The organism is Buttiauxella massiliensis (assembly GCF_902500225.1).
GTDB lineage: Bacteria > Pseudomonadota > Gammaproteobacteria > Enterobacterales > Enterobacteriaceae > Buttiauxella > Buttiauxella massiliensis.
Window position 1 is genome coordinate 108,178 of sequence record NZ_LR722652.1, and the last position, 21,989, is coordinate 130,166.

Annotated in this window: 18 protein-coding genes; 7 read left to right on the plus strand and 11 right to left on the minus strand. The window is 50.9% G+C overall.

Annotated features, from left to right (window positions below; genetic code table 11):
• Positions 1-79 precede the first annotated feature (79 nt).
• A complete protein-coding gene (gene yjgA / locus GC128_RS09125; protein ID WP_064515802.1) occupies positions 80-631 on the plus strand; it encodes a ribosome biogenesis factor YjgA in 552 nt (183 codons plus the stop codon).
• A 45-nt stretch (positions 632-676) separates the two neighbouring features.
• Here yjgA and GC128_RS09130 read toward each other — a convergent pair whose 3' ends face one another.
• Entirely contained in the window at positions 677-1,204 is a 528-nt protein-coding gene (locus tag GC128_RS09130) for a GNAT family N-acetyltransferase (protein ID WP_151994034.1), read from the minus strand.
• Between the two features lie 58 nt (positions 1,205-1,262).
• Positions 1,263-2,633: a UDP-N-acetylmuramate:L-alanyl-gamma-D-glutamyl-meso-diaminopimelate ligase gene (mpl, locus tag GC128_RS09135; protein ID WP_151994035.1), complete on the minus strand. Its 1,371-nt coding sequence runs from the start codon at positions 2,631-2,633 to the stop codon at positions 1,263-1,265.
• A 174-nt stretch (positions 2,634-2,807) separates the two neighbouring features.
• On the opposite strand from mpl, the gene fbp reads away from it, so the two are divergent.
• Positions 2,808-3,806, plus strand: coding sequence for a class 1 fructose-bisphosphatase (gene fbp / locus GC128_RS09140; RefSeq protein ID WP_034492895.1), 999 nt, complete (start codon positions 2,808-2,810; stop codon positions 3,804-3,806).
• Positions 3,807-4,014: 208 nt separating this feature from the next.
• Here the strand turns inward: fbp and GC128_RS09145 are convergent, their stop codons facing one another.
• The 5 genes from GC128_RS09145 to ytfQ all read right to left on the minus strand — a co-directional run bounded on the left by GC128_RS09145 (position 4,015) and on the right by ytfQ (position 10,290).
• The gene (locus GC128_RS09145; RefSeq protein WP_151994036.1) at positions 4,015-5,580 is read right to left on the minus strand and encodes a methyl-accepting chemotaxis protein; all 1,566 of its coding nucleotides are present in this window, start codon (positions 5,578-5,580) and stop codon (positions 4,015-4,017) included.
• Between the two features lie 79 nt (positions 5,581-5,659).
• Positions 5,660-6,661 (minus strand): galactofuranose ABC transporter, permease protein YjfF, encoded by a 1,002-nt coding sequence (yjfF, locus tag GC128_RS09150; RefSeq protein ID WP_151994037.1) that lies wholly within the window; start codon positions 6,659-6,661, stop codon positions 5,660-5,662.
• Positions 6,648-7,679, minus strand: coding sequence for a galactofuranose ABC transporter, ATP-binding protein YtfT (gene ytfT / locus GC128_RS09155; RefSeq protein WP_193216239.1), 1,032 nt, complete (start codon positions 7,677-7,679; stop codon positions 6,648-6,650). The genes yjfF and ytfT overlap by 14 nt, the downstream gene beginning before the upstream one ends.
• Positions 7,680-7,689: 10 nt before the next feature.
• Positions 7,690-9,192, minus strand: coding sequence for a galactofuranose ABC transporter, ATP-binding protein YtfR (gene ytfR / locus GC128_RS09160; protein WP_151994039.1), 1,503 nt, complete (start codon positions 9,190-9,192; stop codon positions 7,690-7,692).
• A gap of 141 nt (positions 9,193-9,333) precedes the next feature.
• A complete protein-coding gene (gene ytfQ / locus GC128_RS09165; RefSeq protein WP_064515782.1) occupies positions 9,334-10,290 on the minus strand; it encodes a galactofuranose ABC transporter, galactofuranose-binding protein YtfQ in 957 nt (318 codons plus the stop codon).
• Between the two features lie 293 nt (positions 10,291-10,583).
• On the opposite strand from ytfQ, the gene ppa reads away from it, so the two are divergent.
• Positions 10,584-11,111: an inorganic diphosphatase gene (gene ppa / locus GC128_RS09170; protein WP_064515779.1), complete on the plus strand. Its 528-nt coding sequence runs from the start codon at positions 10,584-10,586 to the stop codon at positions 11,109-11,111.
• A 108-nt stretch (positions 11,112-11,219) separates the two neighbouring features.
• On the opposite strand, the gene GC128_RS09175 is transcribed toward ppa, so the two are convergent.
• Genes GC128_RS09175 through tamA form a run of 3 tightly spaced genes read right to left on the minus strand, consistent with a single transcriptional unit; the run spans position 11,220 to position 17,073 of the window.
• Complete coding sequence (locus GC128_RS09175; RefSeq protein ID WP_151994040.1) at positions 11,220-11,564, minus strand: gamma-glutamylcyclotransferase family protein; 345 nt, start codon at positions 11,562-11,564, stop codon at positions 11,220-11,222.
• 2 nt (positions 11,565-11,566) lie between these two features.
• Complete coding sequence (gene tamB, locus GC128_RS09180; RefSeq protein WP_151994041.1) at positions 11,567-15,343, minus strand: autotransporter assembly complex protein TamB; 3,777 nt, start codon at positions 15,341-15,343, stop codon at positions 11,567-11,569.
• Positions 15,340-17,073 (minus strand): autotransporter assembly complex protein TamA, encoded by a 1,734-nt coding sequence (gene tamA / locus GC128_RS09185; protein WP_064515769.1) that lies wholly within the window; start codon positions 17,071-17,073, stop codon positions 15,340-15,342. The genes tamB and tamA overlap by 4 nt, the downstream gene beginning before the upstream one ends.
• A 213-nt stretch (positions 17,074-17,286) precedes the next feature.
• On the opposite strand from tamA, the gene msrA reads away from it, so the two are divergent.
• Complete coding sequence (msrA, locus tag GC128_RS09190) at positions 17,287-17,925, plus strand: peptide-methionine (S)-S-oxide reductase MsrA (protein WP_151994042.1); 639 nt, start codon at positions 17,287-17,289, stop codon at positions 17,923-17,925.
• Here msrA and GC128_RS09195 read toward each other — a convergent pair.
• On the minus strand, positions 17,922-18,974 hold the full coding sequence (locus GC128_RS09195) for a LacI family DNA-binding transcriptional regulator (RefSeq protein ID WP_151994043.1): 1,053 nt from the start codon (positions 18,972-18,974) through the stop codon (positions 17,922-17,924). The genes msrA and GC128_RS09195 overlap by 4 nt on opposite strands.
• 187 nt (positions 18,975-19,161) lie before the next feature.
• Between GC128_RS09195 and GC128_RS09200 the strand changes: the two genes are divergently transcribed.
• From GC128_RS09200 to GC128_RS09210, 3 genes are all read left to right on the plus strand, one after another.
• Positions 19,162-20,136: a TRAP transporter substrate-binding protein gene (locus tag GC128_RS09200; RefSeq protein WP_151994044.1), complete on the plus strand. Its 975-nt coding sequence runs from the start codon at positions 19,162-19,164 to the stop codon at positions 20,134-20,136.
• A gap of 67 nt (positions 20,137-20,203) precedes the next feature.
• The gene (locus GC128_RS09205) at positions 20,204-20,689 is read left to right on the plus strand and encodes a TRAP transporter small permease (RefSeq protein ID WP_151994045.1); all 486 of its coding nucleotides are present in this window, start codon (positions 20,204-20,206) and stop codon (positions 20,687-20,689) included.
• Positions 20,685-21,989, plus strand: a complete 1,305-nt coding sequence (locus tag GC128_RS09210; RefSeq protein ID WP_407643476.1) for a TRAP transporter large permease — start codon at positions 20,685-20,687, stop codon at positions 21,987-21,989. The genes GC128_RS09205 and GC128_RS09210 overlap by 5 nt, the downstream gene beginning before the upstream one ends.

Sequence of the window (21,989 nt, forward strand, 5' to 3'; positions counted from 1 at the left end):
AGTCTAACCCAGAACAGAACAATTTCGCAGTGAACAGGCTTTACTGGTAGAATTAGCCACTTTTTTTAAGGAGCCTAATATGACTAAGCAGCCCGATGACTGGCTCGACGACGTACCAGATAACGAAAATGAAGACGAAGATGATGAGATTATCTGGGTCAGTAAAAGCGAAATTAAACGTGATGCCGAGGAGTTAAAACGCCTGGGTATGGAACTGATGGAGTTGGGCAAAAATGCGCTCGACAAAATCCCTCTTGATGAAGATTTGCGTGCCGCTATTGATTTGGCTCAGAAAATCAAAAAAGAAGGCCGTCGCCGTCAGGTTCAGTTAATTGGCAAAATGATGCGTTCGCGCGACATGGACCCTATCCGCGTAGCACTCGATAAACTGAAAAACCGTCACAACCAACAAGTCGCACTGTTCCATAAACTGGAAGCACTGCGCGATCGTTTGGTTGAGGAAGGCGATGATGCAATGAGTGAAGTGTTAAGACTTTACCCAGAAGCTGACCGCCAGCAATTACGTGTACTGATTCGTAACGCACAAAAAGAAAAGGCCGCAAATAAGCCGCCAAAATCTTATCGCCAGATTTTCTCATATCTGCGCGAACTGGCTGAAACCCAGGCCTAAAAAATGCCCGCAAATTTGCGGGCATTTTTATTAGTGCCTGGCATATTAATCCCGCCCCATTACCACACTGGATAAATCCGTATTAAATCGCTGATATTGATCGCTGCTAATCGCATGCGGGTAGCTCAAAACAATCAGCTCATGATCTGATATATCAATGTGGTAAGTCGGATGATAATGATTAAATCCATTCTCATGGAAGCCGAGCTTTTGATAAAATCGCAGGCGTTTCTGGGCAATATCAGTCGTTAACGGATCGATCTCCAGAATGGTCAGCGGCTGCATTTGCAGAAACTGGCTCAACATTCTTTTGCCATATCCTTGTGCCCGTAATTCCCCGTTTACCGCCAGATGCTCAATGTAGGTGTAATCACCAAAACTCCATGACGCAATCATGCCAATAAACTGCTCACCATCAAACCAGGCTTGCAAAGTGTAGTTTGGACTACTGAGCGCACTCACCTTAGCTTCGGGTTCACGTTTCTCATGCCATGGAAAAGCGCTTTCATATAACGCATCCACGGGCGAAAACCACGGAGCATCAGGAGAGGTAATACGTTTAACTGTGAGCATATTGGTAGGCCAGGAAATGCCAGCCCGATGGCCGAGCTGGCATGGTAGGGGAGTACGATTACTGGTTATCTGATTTTTTAGCCAGTGCATCCAGCAGCTTCTGGTGAATACCACCGAAACCACCGTTGCTCATCACCAGAATATGGTCGCCAGGTTGAGCCGTTTTCACCACCATATCCGCCAAAGTGTCGACATCTGCACTCCAGTGAGCAGGCTGAATACAGGCTTCTGCCACTTCAACCACTTGCCATGGAATATGCGGAGGCTGAAGTAAGAAGACTTCGTCTGCACGACCTAAAGAAGGTGCCAGATCATCTTTGCTCAGGCCCATTTTCATGGTGTTAGAGCGTGGCTCAAGCACCGCGAGAATACGTGCGGTACCGCCAACTTTGCTACGCAATGCCGAAAGTGTTGCCAGAATCGCCGTTGGATGGTGAGCAAAGTCGTCATATACCGTAACGCCATGCGCTTCGCCACGTAATTCAAGGCGACGACGGGCATTGATGAAGCTATCAAGTGCTTTCGCGGCATCTGCCGGGGTAACACCCACATGGCGTGCCGCGGCAATCGCCATCAGCCCGTTATGCATGTTGTGTTCGCCAACTAGCTGCCAGTGAACTTCTCCGACACGCTCGCCATCCAGGTACACTTCCCAGTTGGATGCATCAGGATTAAGCTTCTTCGCCTGCCAGTGGCCTTGCTCGCCCACCAGCTCTTGTTCACTCCAGCAACCCATTGCCAGCGTCTGCTTAATGTTGGTGTCGTTCTCAGGCCAGATGATTTTCCCCTGCCCCGGCACAATACGCACCAGATGGTGGAACTGTTTCTGAATCGCTTTCAGATCGTCAAAGATGTCCGCGTGATCAAACTCAAGGTTATTGAGGATCAACGTACGCGGGCAGTAATGCACGAATTTGGAACGCTTATCGAAGAACGCACAGTCGTATTCGTCAGCTTCAATCACAAAGAATGGGCTATCGCCCAAGCGTGCAGAAACATCGAAATTACCCGGTACGCCGCCGATCACAAAGCCAGGCTTGTAGCCACAGGCTTCCAGAATCCACGTTGCCATACCTGCGGTGGTAGTTTTACCGTGAGTCCCCGCCACAGCCAGTACCCAACGGTCGCGCAGCACAAAATCGTGCAGCCACTGTGGGCCAGACATGTAAGGAATACTTTTCTCAAGCACCGCTTCAACGCACGGATTTCCACGCGTCATTGCGTTGCCGATGATCACCAGATCCGGCTGTGGATCGAGTTGGCTTGGGTCGTAACCTTGAATTAATTCAATACCCTGCTCTTCAAGCAGAGTGCTCATTGGAGGGTACACATTGGCATCCGAGCCCGTAACCTGATGGCCGAGTGAACGAGCCAGCATAGCAAGGCCGCCCATGAACGTGCCGCAAATACCCAAAATATGAATACGCATAAAACTATCCTTTTATTATTTGGCGCACATTCTAACCGTATGTTGGATGCTGGCAAATCGCATTTAAGTTAATTCCGTATTTTGCTGGCGCGATTCACCTGTACGCTACTATTTGAATCTTTGTTAGGATTGTTGCAGTCGTTTCATTTAATTAACTGAAGCAGGGAAAGTGTTATGAAAACGTTAGGTGAATTTATTGTCGAAAAGCAGCACGAGTTCTCGCACGCAACCGGTGAACTGACTGCCTTGTTGTCGGCAATAAAGCTCGGCGCAAAAATCATCCACCGTGATATCAACAAAGCAGGTCTGGTTGATATTCTGGGTGCCAGCGGAGCTGAAAACGTTCAGGGCGAAGTGCAGCAAAAACTTGACCTGTTCGCAAACGAAAAACTGAAAGCAGCACTGAAAGCCCGAGGGATTGTGGCCGGTGTTGCTTCCGAAGAAGAAGATGACATCGTTGTTTTCGAAGGCGCGGAACATGCCAAGTATGTTGTACTGATGGACCCACTTGATGGTTCATCAAACATCGACGTGAACGTATCAGTTGGTACCATTTTCTCCATCTATCGCCGTATTACGCCGGTAGGCACTCCTGTCACCGAAGCCGATTTCCTCCAGCCCGGCAACCGTCAGGTCGCGGCGGGTTATGTGGTTTACGGCTCTTCAACCATGCTGGTTTATACCACCGGTTGTGGCGTTCATGCCTTCACCTACGATCCTTCCCTTGGCGTGTTCTGCCTGTGCCAAGAGCGTATGCGCTTCCCGGAAATTGGCAGCACCTATTCCATCAACGAAGGGAACTACATCCGTTTCCCGCAGGGTGTGAAAAAGTACATTAAGTTCTGCCAGGAAGAAGATTCCAACACCCAGCGCCCGTACACCTCACGTTATATCGGTTCTCTGGTTGCCGACTTCCACCGCAATCTGCTGAAAGGTGGGATTTATCTCTACCCAAGCACCGCAAGCCACCCACAAGGGAAGCTGCGTTTGCTGTATGAAGGCAACCCGATGGCGTTCCTTGCAGAACAGGCTGGCGGTAAAGCGAGTGATGGCAAAGAACGTATTCTGGATATCATCCCGGAAACCTTGCACCAGCGCCGTCCGTTCTTCGTTGGGAACGAACATATGGTCGATGATGTAGAACGCTTTATCCGTGAGTATCCGGATGCATAAATTTTACCCTCACCCTCCCGGAGGATGAGGGTAGATTTATACCCTAAATAATTGAAGTTGCATCAAGGCGGCAAGTGAGCAAATCCCGATGAGCTTACTAGGGTAAGTGATTATTAGGCCCATTCATGGGCCTACCCCTTCGGGCCGCTGCTAGCAGCGTTCAAATCTGCTTTCAGCAGATTTGAACGCTGCCAACGCAGATGCGGCTTCAAGTATGACGGGTACACCTGAACGTCGCCATCGCAGCCACCAAATGCTGCGACTGCTCTTCAAGTGAGCGCGTAGCTGCTGTTGATTCCTGAACCAATGCCGCATTTTGCTGCGCTGCCTCATCCATCTGGCTGACCGCGATATTCACCTGTTCGATACCATAACTTTGCTCGTTCGAGGCGTTAGCGATTTCACTCACCAATCTGGTCATGCGCATCACCTCTTCAGCGATTTCATCCATCGTTTCCCCGGCTTGCTGCGCCAGTTCACGACCTTCGCCAACATGATTTTGCGAGTCCGAAATCAGCGTGCGGATCTCTTTTGCTGCATCAGCACTGCGGCTTGCCAGAGTACGAACTTCGCCCGCCACTACCGCAAACCCGCGCCCTTGTTCACCAGCACGCGCCGCTTCTACAGAGGCGTTCAGCGCCAGGATATTGGTCTGGAAGGCGATGCCGTCGATAACGCTCAGGATGTCTGCAATACGGTCAGAACTACTGGAGATATCACGCATTTTCTCAATCACATAGCACACCATTTCACTGCCGCGATCGGCTGTATCAGAAACGTCTTTCGCCAGTTTATGCGCCTGCTCGGCGTTGTCGGCGTTCTGTTTCACCGTCGCGGTAATCTGCTCCATGCTGGCGGCAGTTTGCTCAAGAGAAGTGGCGGTCGATTCAGTGCGCTGGGCAAGGTTCTGGTTGCCTGCGGCCAGTTCGCGGCTGCCGGTATCAATTTGCGAGCTGGCATCGCGCACGCGGCTTACCGATTCCATCAAGGAATCTCGCATGATGGTAATTGCCGTCGCCAGGCGGCCAAATTCGTTATTGCCAGCTGGTGGCAACGTCTGGGTTAAATCACCTTTGGCGACAAACTCCAGTTGCTCAATCGACTGATTCAACGGCTTGAGCAGTAAATAGCGGAGCGCCAGCCATACCAGCACGATTATCCCGGCGGTGAGCAGTGCGGCAATAATAATTAGCGTAAGGACGATTTTCTTATGCAATTGCACCGCTTCAACTTCGCTGTTGCCGCGCGCCTCGCCCCACTGTTTGAAAATCTCCACATCGGTATCAAACTTTTGCGACAGCGGAATCAGTGTCTTTTCCAACAGGTCATAGTAATCGTCAGGGCTTTGTTTGGTGAGCGCTGCAAGCATCGGGTTGATGCCTTTTGCGAGGTAGTCCGCATAACTCTGCGATAAGTTTTGAATCAGGCGATTGCCCTCTTCGTCGCCGACGCCGCTGTCGATAAACTCTTTTAGCTGCTGTTGAGCCGCCGCCACATCACTGGCAACGTAATCGGTAGATTTGGTGGCATCTTCCAGCAGGCCAATTTCCATCTGGCGAACCGCCTGCCCTGCACCGTTACGCGCACGTAGCAACGAAACATAGCCATCAGACAAGCGCACCATCTGCTCGCCCTGTAGGCGATTGATATTCTGGAGTGAGGTTGAGCTTTGTTGCAGAGCAAAAATGCCCATGCCGCTGACAAATAACAACAGGAAGGTCATCACTGCCAACAGCGTCAGCAGCCCCGTGCGAATAGACAAATTTTTCAACATGCTCTTTTCCCGGTGACAAAACGATAGAAACGATGGAGATGTTATCGACCGTCACCGGGTAAACATTAGACAAAGCGAGTCAGCTTTGACCGGGCGTTACGTTAATGCGTTTCACAGGCGAGCTTTGGCGGTTTTCCCACAGCACCGTCAGGCCGCGTTGCAGGGCGATGAAAATAAACAGCAAAATGCCGATAGCGATTTTCGTCCACCACGAACTTAGCGTGCCGTCAAAGTTGATATAGGTCTGAATTAGCCCCTGGATAGCCACACCAAACAGCGTGCCGAGCACCGTTCCCACGCCACCGCTTAACAACGTGCCGCCGATAACCACAGAGGCAATCGCATCCAGCTCAACACCCATTCCAGCCAGCGCGTAACCCGCAGAGGTATAGAGTGAAAAGACGATTCCTGCCAAAGTCGCCAGCCCGGTAGAGAGCATATAAATGCGAATCGTGGTGCTGCGGGTGGAAATCCCCATCAGGTTTGCCGAAGTTGCGCTTCCGCCAATCGCATAAACCTGGTTACCAAAACGGGTACGGTGCGCAAGGAAAATGCCAATCACCACCACGGCCAGCATCAGCAGGCCCATGGCACTCAAACGTCCTCCGCCGGGAATACGCCAGGCAAGATTTGAAAGGGTGTCGTAAATCGGGTGATCAATCGGAATCGACTCTTCCGAAACCAGATAACTGACCCCACGCAGGAAGAACATCCCGGCAAGCGTGATAATAAAGGCTGGGATTTTCAGCGCGTCGATAAGCAGCCCCATAAACGCACCGAACGCGCAGCCCATCAGCAGCACCAGCGGGAAGGCCACCAGCGGCGACAAACCCCAGAAGCCAATCGCTTTGGCGAGGAACACGCCGGTAAAGGCGATCACCGAACCGACAGAAAGATCGATACCGCCCGAGAGGATCACAAAGGTCATGCCGACGGCAATAATTCCCAGAAATGCGTTATCGGTAAGAATGTTGCAAATCACACGCGTTGATGCGAAGCCGGGGAATTGCGTCAGGCAATACAGATACCCCAGCACAAACACCGCCAGGGTAATCATCAACGGCAAGTTACGTTTGATCATGGCGACGGAGTCCTTTGAGCAAAGCAATAAAACGCGGCGACTGAACAATCAGCACGCACATCACCACCACCGCTTTCACCACCTGGTTAAGCTCAGGCGGGAAGCCAGAAAGCAAAATGCCGGTGTTCATGCCCTGAATGATCAGCGCACCAATCACCGAAAGCGCGATGTTAAAACGCCCGCCCATCAACGAACCGCCACCGATGACTACCGCCAGAATAGCGTCCAGTTCCAGCCACAATCCGGCGTTGTTGGCATCAGCACCGCGAATATCGGCGGTAACGATAATCCCGGCGATGGCAGCGCACAGGCCACTCAACACGTAAGTCAGCATCACGACGAGGCGGGTATTTACCCCGGCATTTTTCGCCGCGCGAATGTTAATCCCAACCGATTCGATAAACAGGCCCAGCGCCGTTTTGCGGGTAAATAGCCAGAAGACAAGCAGCGTTGCCAGCACAATAATCACGGGTGTCGGGAAGAAGAACAGCGAACCGCTGCCCAGAAACGAGAGGTTTGGTGAATCAAAAGTAACGATTTGTCCGGCGGTGATAAGTTGAGCCACACCGCGCCCGGCCACCATTAAAATCAGCGTGGCAACAAACGGTTGGATTTTCAGGATGGCCACCAGAATGCCGTTCCACAACCCCGCCAGAACACCGACGCCGAGGGATGCCAGAATAACCACCGTCAGGCTGTGCCCGTCGACAGTTAACGTCGCAGCCGTCGCACCAGCAATCGCCATCACCGCCCCGACGGAAAGATCGATACCGCCGGTGGCGATCACCAGCGTCATACCAATGGCAAGTAATGCGACCGGTGCCGCACGGTTAAGAATGTCTATCGGGCTGCCGAACAGCCGCCCGTTTTGCACCACGATATCAAAGAAATGGTTAGCGACCAGGCTATCAACCAGTAGCACCAGCACCAGAGCAACTAACTGCGGAATACCCGGCGGCCAGCGAAAACTTCGCTTTGGCTTTTCGGCATCCGTTTGCGGCAATGAACGAGACATCACGTTTTACTCCTTATGCCGCAATGGCATTCATAATTGCCGATACGGAAAGTTCGTCGAGCGGGATCTGGGCCACTTGCTGCCTGTCACGCATGATGATCACGCGATCCGCATAGCCCACCAGTTCTTCGAGTTCAGAGGAGATAACCAATAGCGCCAGGCCATCGGCACACAGAGTTTCGATCAAACGGATAATTTCGGCGTGTGCGCCAACGTCGATCCCGCGCGTCGGTTCGTCAAGGATCAGGAACTGCGGTTTGGTCAACAGCCAGCGCGAGAGCAACACTTTTTGCTGGTTACCACCGGAGAGAAATTCGATCGGTTGATCCGGGCCAGGCGTACGAATGCCCAACTGGCGAATAAACCGTTCAGCTATTTGATACTGTTCACGCTTAGGGATGGGGCGCAACCAGCCGCGTTGGGCCTGTAACGCCAGAATGATATTTTCACGCACCGAAGCGGCGGCAATAATGCCGTCAGTTTTGCGATCTTCCGGGCAAAAACCAATCCCGAGAGACGAAGCTTTATGCGGCGATCGCAGCGATTGCGGCTTACCTTTGATCCACGCGTTGCCCTGGTCTGCGGGTTTGATCCCAAAAATGACTTCGGCGGTTTCGGTGCGCCCGGATCCTAATAAACCCGCCAGACCGACGATCTCACCCGGACGGACCTCCAGATTGAACGGGTTGATCACCCCTTTCTTGCCGAAATCTTTAAATGCGGCGATCGGTTTGTCGCTCAGTAACGTGCGACCTGCGCGGTTCAGGGCATTGGTTTCCAGCTCGCGCCCCAGCATCATTTTCACCAGATCTATCTGCGGCAGATCTTTTGTATTTCGCGTACCCACAAACGATCCATTGCGCAGAACGGTAATACGATCGGTGACTTCGTAAACCTGATCGAGGAAGTGAGTGACGAAGATCAAGCTGACGCCCTGGTCACGCAGCTGGCGCATCAGGGTGAACAGCATTTCAACTTCTTTGGTGTCGAGGCTGGCGGTCGGTTCATCGAGGATCAGCACTTTGGCCGACAGATCGATGGCCCGGCAAATGGCAACGATTTGCTGCATCGCGACGGAGTAGCGGTTAAGCGGCTCGGCGACATCCAGCGAGAATCCATAGGACTCCATCAGGAGGGTGGCGCGTTTTTCCATCTCTTTGCGTTGTATAAACCCAAAGCGACGCGGCTCGCGGCCGATAAACAAGTTATCCGCCACCGACATATTGGGCAGCAGATTGACTTCCTGATACACCGTACCGATGCCGAGCTGTTGGGCATGGGCGGTATTCTTCGGGGAAATCTGCTCCCCTTCGAGATAAATATTGCCGCTATCGCGCTGATAAACACCGGTTAAGGCTTTAATTAGCGTTGATTTTCCTGCTCCGTTTTCACCCAGTAACGCCATGATTTCGCCGCGATTGAGGCTGAAATCCACTTTGTCGAGCGCCTTAACCCCTGGGAAATGTTTCGATAAGCCTTCCGTGCGCAGAATTTCCTGATTGTTGTTTGTGTTCATGAACGCACTCCTGCCAACGCACAACTGTAGGGTGAGATAAGCGCAGCGCCCTCGATCTGGCCCGTGCCTTAATGGCGGATGACGCTACGCTTATCCGCCCTACATAAAACAGCCCCTCCGTTTCAGGAGGGGCATAACTCATCAGTAGCCCATCGATTTCTTCTTCTCAAGCTCTTCTTTCGCGGTATCCGGGAGGTACAGCGTTGATTTGGTGATGGTCACTTTTTCTGGCATGGTGCCATCTTTCTTGAACTTCTCGAGTGCATCGAACGCCGGGCCTGCCATGTTTGGCGTCAGCTCAACGCTTGCATTCGCTTCGCCGTCGATCATCGCTTTGTAGATATCCGGCACGCCATCAATTGAACCGGTCAGAATGTCTTTGCCCGGTTTCAGACCCGCTTCTTTGATTGCCTGAATCGCACCGATCACCATGTCATCGTTATGCGCGTAAACCATGCAGATATTTTTGCCGTTGTTCTCGGCTTTGATGAAGCTCTCCATAACCTCTTTACCTTTACTGCGGGTAAAGTCGCCAGATTGAGAACGAATGATTTTCACGTTAGACGCTTTAGAAATGGCGTCCGCAAAACCTTTCTTACGATCGATTGCCACACTCGCGCCTACGGTGCCTTGTAGCTCAACCACGTTACATTGCTTACCATTCAACTCTTTAAGCAGCCATTCACCAATCAACTGGCCTTCCAGCACGTTGTTGGCGGTGACAACGGTCATATACAGCGATTTATCTTTCACATCGATATTACGGTCGAGCAGGAATACTGGGATTTTGGCCTCTTTTGCTTCTTGTAATACTGGCTCCCAACCCGTGGCGACGATTGGCGCAATGAAGATTGCGTCAACGCCCTGGGCGATGAATGAACGTACGGCTTTAATCTGGTTTTCTTGTTTTTGTTGGCCGTCTGCGATTTTCAGCGTGATGCCGCGTTTCTCAGCTTCACTCTTCGCAACCGATGTTTCTGCTGCTCGCCAGCCGGATTCAGAACCTACCTGCGAAAATCCGACCGTTAACGGAGCAGCTATTGCCATAGACGACATGGCTGCGGAGACTGCAGAGACCAAAAGTAAGCGCTTCCACATAGGGACATCCTCGTAGGGTTATTGTTGGTTAAAATCTGGGCGTCGAAAAAACTATAGACGACGTGTGGTGTAACAGAATGAGTTACATCACAATTCCAACAAGTCGCGCATATCCTTGTAACCGCTTACAAAAATTTATAAAGAATACGGCTATGTTTATGGATTTTCCCGTTGTCGGAAGGTTCTGGAAACGGCAGCAGGTGAGAAATGAAGGCAAAAAGAGGCGAAGACATTTAAATCGAGTTAGCTATAATACGCGGCACTTGAATGACACCAGTTTAAAGGAAAAAGACATGAGCTTACTCAACGTCCCTGCGGGTATTGATCTGCCAGAAGACATCTACGTTGTTATCGAAATCCCAGCAAACGCTGATCCTATCAAATATGAAGTTGATAAAGACACCGGCGCGCTGTTCGTTGACCGTTTCATGTCTACCGCAATGTTCTACCCGTGCAACTACGGTTACATCAACCACACCCTGTCTTTAGACGGTGACCCGGTTGACGTTCTGGTCCCAACTCCATACCCACTGCAACCAGGTTCTGTTATTCGTTGCCGTCCAGTTGGCGTGTTGAAAATGACTGACGAAGCTGGCGAAGATGCCAAGCTGGTTGCGGTTCCGCACACCAAACTGAGCAAAGAATACGATCACATTAAAGATGTGAACGACCTGCCAGAACTGCTGAAAGCGCAGATCTCCCACTTCTTCGAGCAGTACAAAGCTCTCGAGAAAGGCAAATGGGTTAAAGTTGAAGGCTGGGACAATGCAGCAGCAGCTAAAGCTGAAATCGTTGCTTCCTTCGAGCGCGCTAAGAAGTAATTCTTACCCTCGCTTAATGCTTGTGAAAACACCGCCAGATGGCGGTGTTTTTTTATGCGTCTGCAAAAGTGAAACGGCCACTCAGATGAGTGGCCGTTTGGGAATGAACTACTCGCTATCTTTATCCAGCCAATCTCCGCTTTCGATGCGGGTTAACCCCTCCACCGAACGCTGGTACACATACATCCATGCGCTGCCGTAAGGAGTCTGAATTAGCTGACGTTTATACTCGCCACCTTTAGTGCGCAAAGCGTCAAGCTCAGAGAGTGTAGAAGCATCAATGCGATACACTTCACCCACCACAGACCCCTCACCCGGCACTACCCCCGGATAATGGCCAAGGCTGTATAAAGCGTAATTTTCAACATGATGATCCCCAAGCCACTGGGCGTTGGTCATCCAGTGGCTGTTACCTTGCTTGCGTCGTAAACTGCCGTAAACAAAAATTCGCATAGCTAAAACTCAAACTGATAAAGCAGATCAAGTGCCTGATCGATACCAGACACCGCTTCCAGATACAGCTTAGGCATCAGGCGATAACGCAGTGTTAGTGTCGCCAATGAGTCAAAAATACCCACTCCATATTTTACCTGGAGACCTGGCAGTACATAGCCACTGACCACCACTTGTGAGGAATCCCCCACCCCTGCGGTATCAAGCGCCAGATTGCTTACGCCAAACGTCTCGCCGATTTTACCCACAACCTGACCACTTTGTGCAACCCCCAAGCCAACAAGCATTGACGTCATGGCGTTACCATCGTCGCCAGAATTGTCTAAACCCTGCCCGCGAAGCAGGTAGGACAAGGCTTCTTGCTGTGACATGGCCGGATCAGAAAATATCTCAGCTTTCGGCTCATCTGCTGTTCCCGTGACACGAACACCGGCTATTACGTCGTTTTCCGTCGCTTCTGGGTTACGAATCGCTTCGATATTTAATAATGGCTGGTCTGGCGGGCCTGAGAATAACAGCTCGCCTTTACGCACGATCAAATCCTGTCCGTACGCATGGAAACGCCCTTCAGGAATATTGATCTGCCCGTTCAGGCCGAGACCCTGACGGTCTTGCACCATTTTTAAATCGCCATTCAGACGCGCTTTCAAACCAAACGCATCCAGGCGCACATTGTTACCAACATGAATCACCAGATTACTGTTGATAGGAATGCTTGCCGTTTGCGGTTTAATCGGCTTCAGGTCTTTATCGAGCATCACTTCATCACTGGACACACCCACTGAGCTTTCCGGGACTTCATGCACCACAATTCGTGCCCACGGGATGTCTACACTCCCATCAAGCGTGAACAAGCTAGGAGTCGCGACAAACTCAACATCCGGTGAAACGTCAAGGCGCACCATCGGCGGCACCGTAATACGCACCTTGTTGCCTTTCGCTGCCACCCGCGCGCGCCAGTTGTCTATTTGCGTCCAGTCCGCATCGCCACTCAGAGCAATATCACCCTGCTTCGTACGCACCGTTCCGGCAAGTGTCGAGTTCATGCCGTTAAAGTTCATCGCCAACTGACTTGGCTGCATATCAAACGGCATAAAGTTGCCGTCGATATCCACGCCGTTAACTTGCAACTGGCCGAAAACTTGCGGGCGCTCTAAATTCCCCGCCAGACGTAAGTTAGCGTTAATCTTTCCGGCGGCTTTTTCTCCACGTGAGAATATGGAGTTAGCGATCGCCAAATCAAAGTTGCGCATATTCACATTCCCCGCCAGGTTGCGGCGGTTTTGTGGATCGCTAATTCGAACCTGGCCATCGAACTGGCCGTTTTGAGCAACGCGAATCAACCAGCCTAGTTTGGCCTGGTTGTTTTTAAGCTCGGCATTGAGATTAAGCGTGTCGAACGCCACCAGCAACGGGCTGTCGTTCACCATTTGCGTGACTTTCACGCCGTTACCCGTGAGCGTAACTGAACCTTGTGGCAAGCCTTCAGATTCCGCATCCCAGCTAACATCCGCACGGCCACTAAATGCTCCCACCGCTTGTGTATCAGCCGGCATAAACGGTTTGAGCATCGCTAAATCAAAGCGGTTCAGATTGACCAACGCACGGCCTTTTGCACCGGCATCAATCGGCTGCGGCACGCAAAGTTCAGCATTCGGGTTCGTCCAGCAATGCGCGCCAATATTAATTTTCTGCTCTTTGTTGCGGTAATCGAGTGCCAGAGCGCGGTTCAGCGACCAAGGACCAACCGGCGTTTCAAAGCGCGTATTGCTGAGATTGCCACGCCAGCGTTCTTCCGCACGGTCAAAGCTGCCGCTTAAATCAAGCTGCCCGGAAACCGGCTCGCCCTGAATGCGCAGTTTTAACTGGTGCTGTTTTTCGGAGCCTTTTGCGTCAAGTGTTACCAGGCTGAGATCGACCCCTGGCTGGGAAATACGCTCAACGCGCAGATCCAGATTCCCGGCGATTTGATCGGTGGATTTCACATCCCCTTTCAGCAAGACTCTTGCAATCGACAGCTCCTGCCAGCGGAGGTTATTCGCGGTAAGGTCTGCCAGCAGCTGCGGTGCTTTCACATCGCCACGCACTTTAATTGTGCCTTTCGCTGTGCCGCCAAGTCCCGGTAAAGCATTGTCGAGATTCGGTGCATCGATGGTGGCATCAAGCTCCAGATCTTTCGGCCCTAACTCCCCTTTAACATCAGCACTGTTGCGCCCCAGCTCGATATGCAGCCCAGGAGTTTTCCACTGCATGTAACTGTTGCCGTTGAGCTTTCCGGTAACGTTTAGTTTGTTATTTTTGACATTCCCGGCAAGTTTTAGCTCGGAGACATCCACCTGCCAACTGCCGCCATACAAACTGCCGCTGGTTTTCACCAGGCCGTCGAGTTTCGCAGGCCAGTCCGGGAATTGCTTCGCCGTATTGATATCGTCGAGTTTCAGCTCGCCGCGCCAGCTAATGGCTTTGCTCCAGTCGAGCACCGCTTTCAAGTCAGTGTTGCCCTGCAACGCAGCAACTCGCAGCTTGTCGAGATTAAGCTGTTGCTCGTTGCCTGCCGCATCCAGAGTGATGGTGGCTGGCGGAATTTGCTCGCCTTTCACATCGCTACGGAACGACAACTTATAGTCGGTCATTTTGCCGCTGAATTTCAGTTTCAGGTTGTCGGCCTGGTACTCTTTCTTCCCGGTAAATGGCCAGTAAAGTTGCTTACTGACCACTTCAAGGTTGAGCGGCAAGCCTGCTTCAGCAAGCTGAGTTTGCGCAGTGAGTTCAAGATCAACCGGGCCTGAGAGATTCATGCCCACTTTCAGCACATCCCGCAGCTCCCCGCCAATCTTCATCTTCACCTTTTCGCCTTTGATTGGGTCGATATTCAGCGTGGTGTTTAAGGTTAAGTCGACCGGCCATTTATCGCGTAATTCCGCGCTACCAGTGGCGTTGACAAGCCCTTGCGAGGAATCAACATCCAGCGCATCAAGCTTAAGAGAGCCGTCGATGCTGCTGACTTTTAGCAACAGGCTGCTGACCAGTAAATCGGTGTCGCCAGTCAGGCGTAAGTTCGCCCCACGGAACTCCTGAATATTCAGGTTCAGCGGCAAATGCACATCGGTCATTTCTGGCAAAACTGGCTTTTCAAACAACTGTTTGAGCGTTTCGCCCAGCGGCAACTCTTCTGGCTGCGGGTTCTGGATCTTCGGCTCAACCACCTGTTCCTGAGCGACTTTGGCAACCTTCGGCAACGCAATCAGCAAGCCTTCGAGGTTTGTGGGCGTGACGGTCACGTTACGTTCTTGCCAGTTAAGACCAGAGGTAAACTCCATCACCGAAACCGTGGTGTTATCAATCTTGATATTGATGTTATTAAGCGCCACGCGACTTAGGGTAATCGGATACGGCGTGGTGAGATTAAGCGGGCCGGTGTCCTCTTCCTGAACCGGTGCTGCCGGCGGCATTTTTTTGCTGTCAATAACGACATCAATGTCTTTAAGCGAGAGATTATTCACGCACAGGCTGCTATCACGCAGGCAACCCAGTTTCACCGCGAGATTAATTTCACCAGCATTCACATCAACGCCAGGTTGTTGGTAGCGCAAACCTTTGATGGTCAGATTGCGCCAGCCGCCCGTGACGCTTGCGATATCCAGCCCCGGCACCCAGCGGTTAGCGGCGTTAAATAAGACGTGCAAACCGGTAGTGGTTCCCACCAGGAAACCCACCGCGCCAATCAGCAGCGCTACAAAAACCAACACCGCGAGGCTTATTTTCTTCCAACGACTCATAGTTCAGGCCCCAAACCGATGTAAAACTGTAAACCATGCTCATCTTTATCAGCCACCGGGACCGCTAAATCGAGTTTGATTGGCCCAACCGGCGACTGCCAGCGCACGCCAAAGCCTGCACCCGTTTTATAGTTACTCTGTTTGATATCGTTGACCGCTTCGCCAGAATCGACGAACACCGCCCCCCACCATTTCCCGGTAACGTTGTATTGATACTCAAGCGATCCGGTAATCATTTTTGACGCACCGGTCAGTTCACCTTTGTCGTTTTCAGGCGAGATGGATTTGTAGGAATAGCCGCGAATACTGCGGTCACCACCGGCAAAGAAGCGCAAGTCTGGCGGCACTTTGTCGAAGTTATTGGTTTCAATCCAACCCACATTGCCGCGCACCACAAAACGGTGCTTTTCCTGCAACGTTCGAATCCAGACTTGCTGCGCCTGGAATACCCCGAAATCGACGTCCGAGCCCCATGAGGTATCGGAAATATCAATCGAATAGCGTTGGGAATCGCCCCAGGTTGGCATCAAACCGCCACGCGAACGGGTACGGTTAAGGCTCAAACCAGGATAAAGCAGCATCGTGGTGTTGGTGACGTCTGCCTGGGTAAAGTGATCGAGGCTCCAGCGCAGGTTAATGGCGTGCTGCCAACCGCTGGATAAATCCCAGTATCGTGAGACCGCGAGGGTGCTGGAGTCGGACTTAGTATCGTTCAAGTCGGTCGCTTTAAAGCCGCCCTGCACCAGATAATATTGTTCCAGCGGGTTTTTAAGCAGCGGCATTTTGTAGCTGAAATCAACGATCTGTTCTGGAGCGGAAAGGCTGATGCTGCTGGTCAGGCTGTGGCCGTAAGAGTTCATCCACGGTTTTTTCCACGTCGCTTTTACGCGCGGCCCAACATCGGTGGAATAACCCACACCGGTTTCGATGGTGTTCTCAGTACGTGGTGAAACAACACCATGCAACGGTAATACTTTGGTTTCGCGAGACTTGTCGAATTCCGGCGCAACCACAACCGAATTAAACCAACCTGTCGCGGATAAACGGCGGTTTAGCTCCGCCAGGTCTTTCGATTGGTAGTAATCGCCCTGTTTAAAAGGCACAAGGTTTTGCAGGTACTCTTCGCGTATTTGTGAGCCTTCAAAAGTCACGGCACCAAAACGATAACGCTCGCCGCTGTTGTAATCGATGTCCCAGAACGCCTGGCGGCGCTCAAGCGAAACACCTAGCTGGCTTTTAAGGAATTCACTGTCGAAATAACCCTTTCGCACCGCAATGTTGGAAAGATCTTTTTTGAAGCTGTCGTAATCGTGATGATTGAGGATAGTGCCAATCTTTGGGCGCTCACCGAGCAGCGCGATGTAGTCTTTATCGTCACGCGCTCCGCCGCGCAGAATCACATCGGTGCCGCCAATCAGCACTGGCGGGCCGGGATCAACTTTGGCAATCAAAACCTGGCGTCCTTTGGCTGGTGGTGGCCGCAGGTCGAAATCAATGGTTGGCTCATAATAGCCGAGCGCTTTCAATCCATTACGGATAGCGTCATCCACACGCGCACGGAAACGCCTGTCTGGCGTAACTTCATCACTCTGGATAGTTGAAAGCTGAGCGCGAACGTTTTTTTGCAGTTCACCGCTTAGCCCTTCTACCTGTAAACGCACGTTGGCAGCGCTGGCCCACGTGCTTACCAGGCATAGGCAAGCCGAGCAAATAGTACGGAATCGTGGCACGTTTTCTCCTGAATATCCTTGTTCCCACCCCTGGAAGGAAACGTCTTCGTTACAAAACCCCAACAATCGGGGTTGAAAACTGCACAATAACCCAAATAATTCTTATATGTACTGTAGTCTCATACAGAGGAGTTATTGTCTGCAATAACACGCCTCGTTACAACCGCATGGCGGTTGTTGTTAAATTTAGCCAACATCGGGAGAGCATGACTGATGAAATTATTTGAGAAAACCCATCCTGTGACACAGTCAGAAGCGTTGCCTGGTCGCAATACCCCGATGCCAATCGCCACTTTACATGCGGTAAACGAGCATTCCATGACAAATGTACCAGATGGGATGGAGATCGCTTATTTCGCAATGGGTTGTTTCTGGGGTGTTGAGAGAATGTTCTGGAGAATTCCAGGGGTTTACAGCACCGCCGCAGGTTATGCTGGGGGCTTTACGCCTAACCCAACCTATCGCGAAGTGTGTAGCGGAATGACCGGACACACAGAAGCGGTGCGCGTGGTTTACGACCCGCAAGAGGTAAGTTACGAACAATTATTGCAAGTGTTCTGGGAAAACCACGATCCAGCCCAGGGAATGCGCCAGGGTGGTGACGTTGGCACACAATATCGCTCCGCAATTTACCCATTAACGCCAGAACAGGATGCCGCCGCCCGCGCAAGTTTTGCACGCTTCCAGCAAGCGATGAATCTTTCCGGCGACGATCGCAAAATCACCACCGAAATTGCCAACGCCGGGCCGTTCTATTACGCCGAAGACGACCACCAACAATACCTGCATAAAAACCCGTATGGCTATTGCGGCATCGGCGGCATTGGTGTGTGTTTGCCGCCAGAGAGTTAATCGTAATCCTGCCGCATGGTGCGGGTTGTACGAACCACCGAATCACGAACCAGTAAACGCCCCTGCAGCATCAGGTTGAACACCGGTGCATGGGGGCGAGTGATGCGGCTTTGCAATAAATGTACGGCTTCGATGCCCAGTTCGCGGCAAGGCACCTGAATAGCCGATAACGCCGGGCTAAATGGCCCGGAGAGTGTCCAGCTAAAATCAGTGACCATCAGCGAGACATCTTGCGCAACGCTAAGGTTCCGCCGCTTAAGGACCTGCTGCGCCCCTTTTGCCATAAACACGCCAGCGCATAGAATCGCACTCGGCCACTGTTCCTGCGGATGTTGTAAAAACCAGCTTTCAACCGCCGCTTCTGACTCCACCGCGCCAAACCCCTCCGTCACCACCAGATTGAGCGACTCATCAAACGGAGCATGGAAATAACGTGCCGCTTCTTTGATCCCTTCCAGCCGACTTACCATCGTATCCCGCCGCAGGCTAGTCAGGCACAACAGCCGCCGATGCCCTTGTTGATAAAGATGGCGAGCCGCACTAAAACCAATGGCCCGATGGTCTGGCGAGACGTTATCCAGCATCATTTCCCGGTCAGAGGTGTTGATAAGAATGCAGGGTTTGTTTAGCGTGGCGGCGAGTTTATGAATGGTTGGGTCATCAACACCGATAATAATAATGGCGTTAATATTGCTGTCGCTGGTTTTTTTAAGAAACAACTCCAAATCTGCCTGCTGCTCCTCAAGCCCACAATAACGGATATAAATATCATGAGGAGAAATGGCTTCGACGATGCCTTTTATCACCTCATTATAAAAAATATCATCGCGACTATTAAAAGCACGCTCAGGCGCAAATACAATCACGCCGTTAATTAATAAGCGTCCAGTTATTAGCTCACCCAATACCCCAAAGTCCTGAGCGCTACGAAGTATTTTTTGCCGCGCCAGCGGACTGGTATTCAATTTCCCGGCTAAAACTCTTGAAACCGTACTGACGGAATAGCCTGTCATTACGGATATTTGCTGCATTTTTAATTTCCCTGCCATTTTGTGACCCCTGACACAATGCATCCGTGCAAATATTATCACGCATATTTCATTGTTTTTAAAACATTAAAAACAGAAAGCCGACGGACAATTACTTATGTTGCAACTATTATCACAAAATCAGTTTGCCGAGATTAAAGCAGTTTTTTAAGGTGGCAGAGATTATCCTCCAGGTGAGAAATACATAATGAAAAAAAATCTCTTTAAAGGTTCCGTTATTAGCTGTGCTCTCGCGCTTATTACCAGTTATTCTGCCCAGGCGATTACTCTAAAAGTTGCCGACAACCATTTAGCGATTGATTCCACGGTTCTTGCGTTAAAAGCGATGAATGAGGAATTAAAAAAGACCACGAATGGTGAAGTGAAATTACGTATTTTTGCCAACGGGGCGCTGGGAGATGAAACCCAGGTCTTACAAGATGTGCAAAAAGGCACCGTCGATATGGCGCGTGTATCTTCTTCTAATCTGCAATCTTTTAACGATAAGTTTTCTGTTCTCTCCATGCCTTATCTTTTCGCCAGCAACGATGCGTATCTGAAATTTAGCCTTAGCCCGTTGGCTGAGACTTACTACAGCTACCCGGAAACCAGCGGAATTAAAGGTCTGACTTTCTACACCAGTCCATTCCGTTCGTTCTATACCCGCGATAAAGGCATTGAAAAACCCGCTGACTTAAAAGGCGTCAAAATCCGCGTCATGGCCGACCCTACGGTGCTCAATATGATGAAACGTTTAGGTGCCACCGCCACACCACTTCCGTACAGCGAAGTGTTCGGAGCGATGCAACAAGGCGTGGTAGATGGCGCGGAGAATGCGGTATCTACGCTGACTGACGCCCGCCACGGCGAAATGATGAAAGCCTATTCGTTTGATGAACATACGCTGGTGCCGGATATCGTGGTTATCAGCATGAAAACCTGGGCAAAACTGACACCTGATCAGCAAGCAAAAGTGAAACAAGCGGCGCTCAATTCCGCCGTTTTCCAGACTCAGGAGCAGGCACGTTTGCAGGCGAAAGCCAAGACCGATGCCGAAACGATGGGGGTGAAGTTCTACTACCCGGAGAAAAAGGCTTTCCAGGATTTAGTTGAACCGATGTACGCCGAGCTTCCCGCCGAAAAAATGCAGCAAGTGACTGAAATCCGTAATTCTATGCAATAACAGCCACGCTATTGGGTTGCCCACAGTAGCGACCCAATAGGTCTGTGCTGCTTTCCCGGAGTACTTCATGAAACTGATTACCTTTAAGTCATACCTTGATAAAGGTATTGGGCTACTGGTGGCGTGCCTGCTCACCGCACTTTGCCTGATTGCGATGTGGCAGGTTTTTAGCCGCTACATCCTGAACGACCCCAGCACTTACACCGAAGAATTACTGCGTTACATTATGATTTGGATGGGCTTTTTAGGTGCGGTTTGCTGCTTTTCTTCCCAGCGCCATTTAGCCCTGACCTTGCTGGAAAGCAAACTGAATATTCGCCTGCGCGTGCGGCTGAACACCGTGCATCACGTCATCATTATGGTTTCCATTTTCTTCGTCATGATCCTTGGCGGCTGGCAATTCATGCTTGAAGGAATGGGTCAGCGTTCCAGTACTTTGGGGATCCCAATGGGCTGGGTTCACGCCATTATTCCCCTGAGCGGCGTGCTGATTATCCTGCTGGAAGTCATCAATATTCTTAGCAATTTCCAGGGAGGGAAATCTCATGATTGATTCCGAAATTCTCGTCGCCTGTAGCATGTTGCTCGGCACCTTTATCTTCTTTTTAGTGCTGGGTTTACCGGTGGCGATTGCCATTATGCTGTCTTCTATTTTCACGCTGGTTTTCAGCATGTCGGTAGGCGATATTCTCTATTCCGGTAGCCAGAAAATGTTTACCGGCATCAACAACTTTGGCCTGCTGGCGGCCCCGTTCTTTATTCTTTCAGGTAACTTAATGAATAAAGGCGGAATCGCCCGGCGGCTGGTGAATCTCGCCATGTTGCTGGGCGGACGTATTCCGGGTTCACTGGCTCATGCCAACGTAATCAGTAATATGCTGTTCGGCAGTGTCTGCGGTTCATCCGTGGCTGCGGCTTCTGCGGTGGGCGGCTTTATGGGGCCGCTGCAAAAAGAGAAAAACTACGATCCTTATTTCTCCGCCGCCGTGAATATCGCTTCTGCCCCAACAGGTTTGCTGATCCCACCTACTGGGTTGTTTATTGTTTTCTCATTAATGACCGGAACTTCAGTTGCCACCCTGTTTGTTGCTGGTTACGTACCCGGTATTTTAATGGGCCTCGGCGTTATGTTTTATGCCTGGGTTTATGCAAAAAAACATAACTACCCGGTAGAAGATAAAGTGCCAATGAAGCAGGCACTGCGCATTGTTTTTGATGCTATCCCCAGCTTATTAATGATTGTCGTGGTGATTGGCGGGATTATTGTTGGCATATTCACCGCCACCGAAGGTGGCGTAATATCGGTGTTTTACGGGTTAATTCTTTCACTGTGTTATGGAACGATTAAGCCGAAAGATTTACCGGGAATTATGATCGAATCGGCGATTATTTCCGGCATGATCTTATTCTTAATTGCCGCATCGTCATTTATGTCGTGGGCAATGACCTGGCTTTCTATTCCAGATACCGTTAGCGAACTCCTGCTGTCTGTTTCTGAAAACCCTATCGTTATTTTGCTGATCATGAACTTGCTGTTAGTGATTGTCGGCACCTTTATGGATATCAGCCCGGCATTGCTGATCTTTACGCCGATCTTTTTCCCGATTACGCAAAGCATCGGCATGGATCCGATTCACTTCGGCATTATGCTGGTCTTTAACCTGTGCATCGGGAACATCACTCCACCGGTAGGCAGCGCCCTGTTTGTCGGTTGCAGTATCGCCAATGTACCGATGGAAAAGGTGATTAAACCGTTATTACCTATTTTCGCCATTGAATTCGCTTTATTGCTGGTAGTGACGTATATCCCTGAAATTTCATTATTCCTTCCCCATTTATTTGGTATGAGCTAA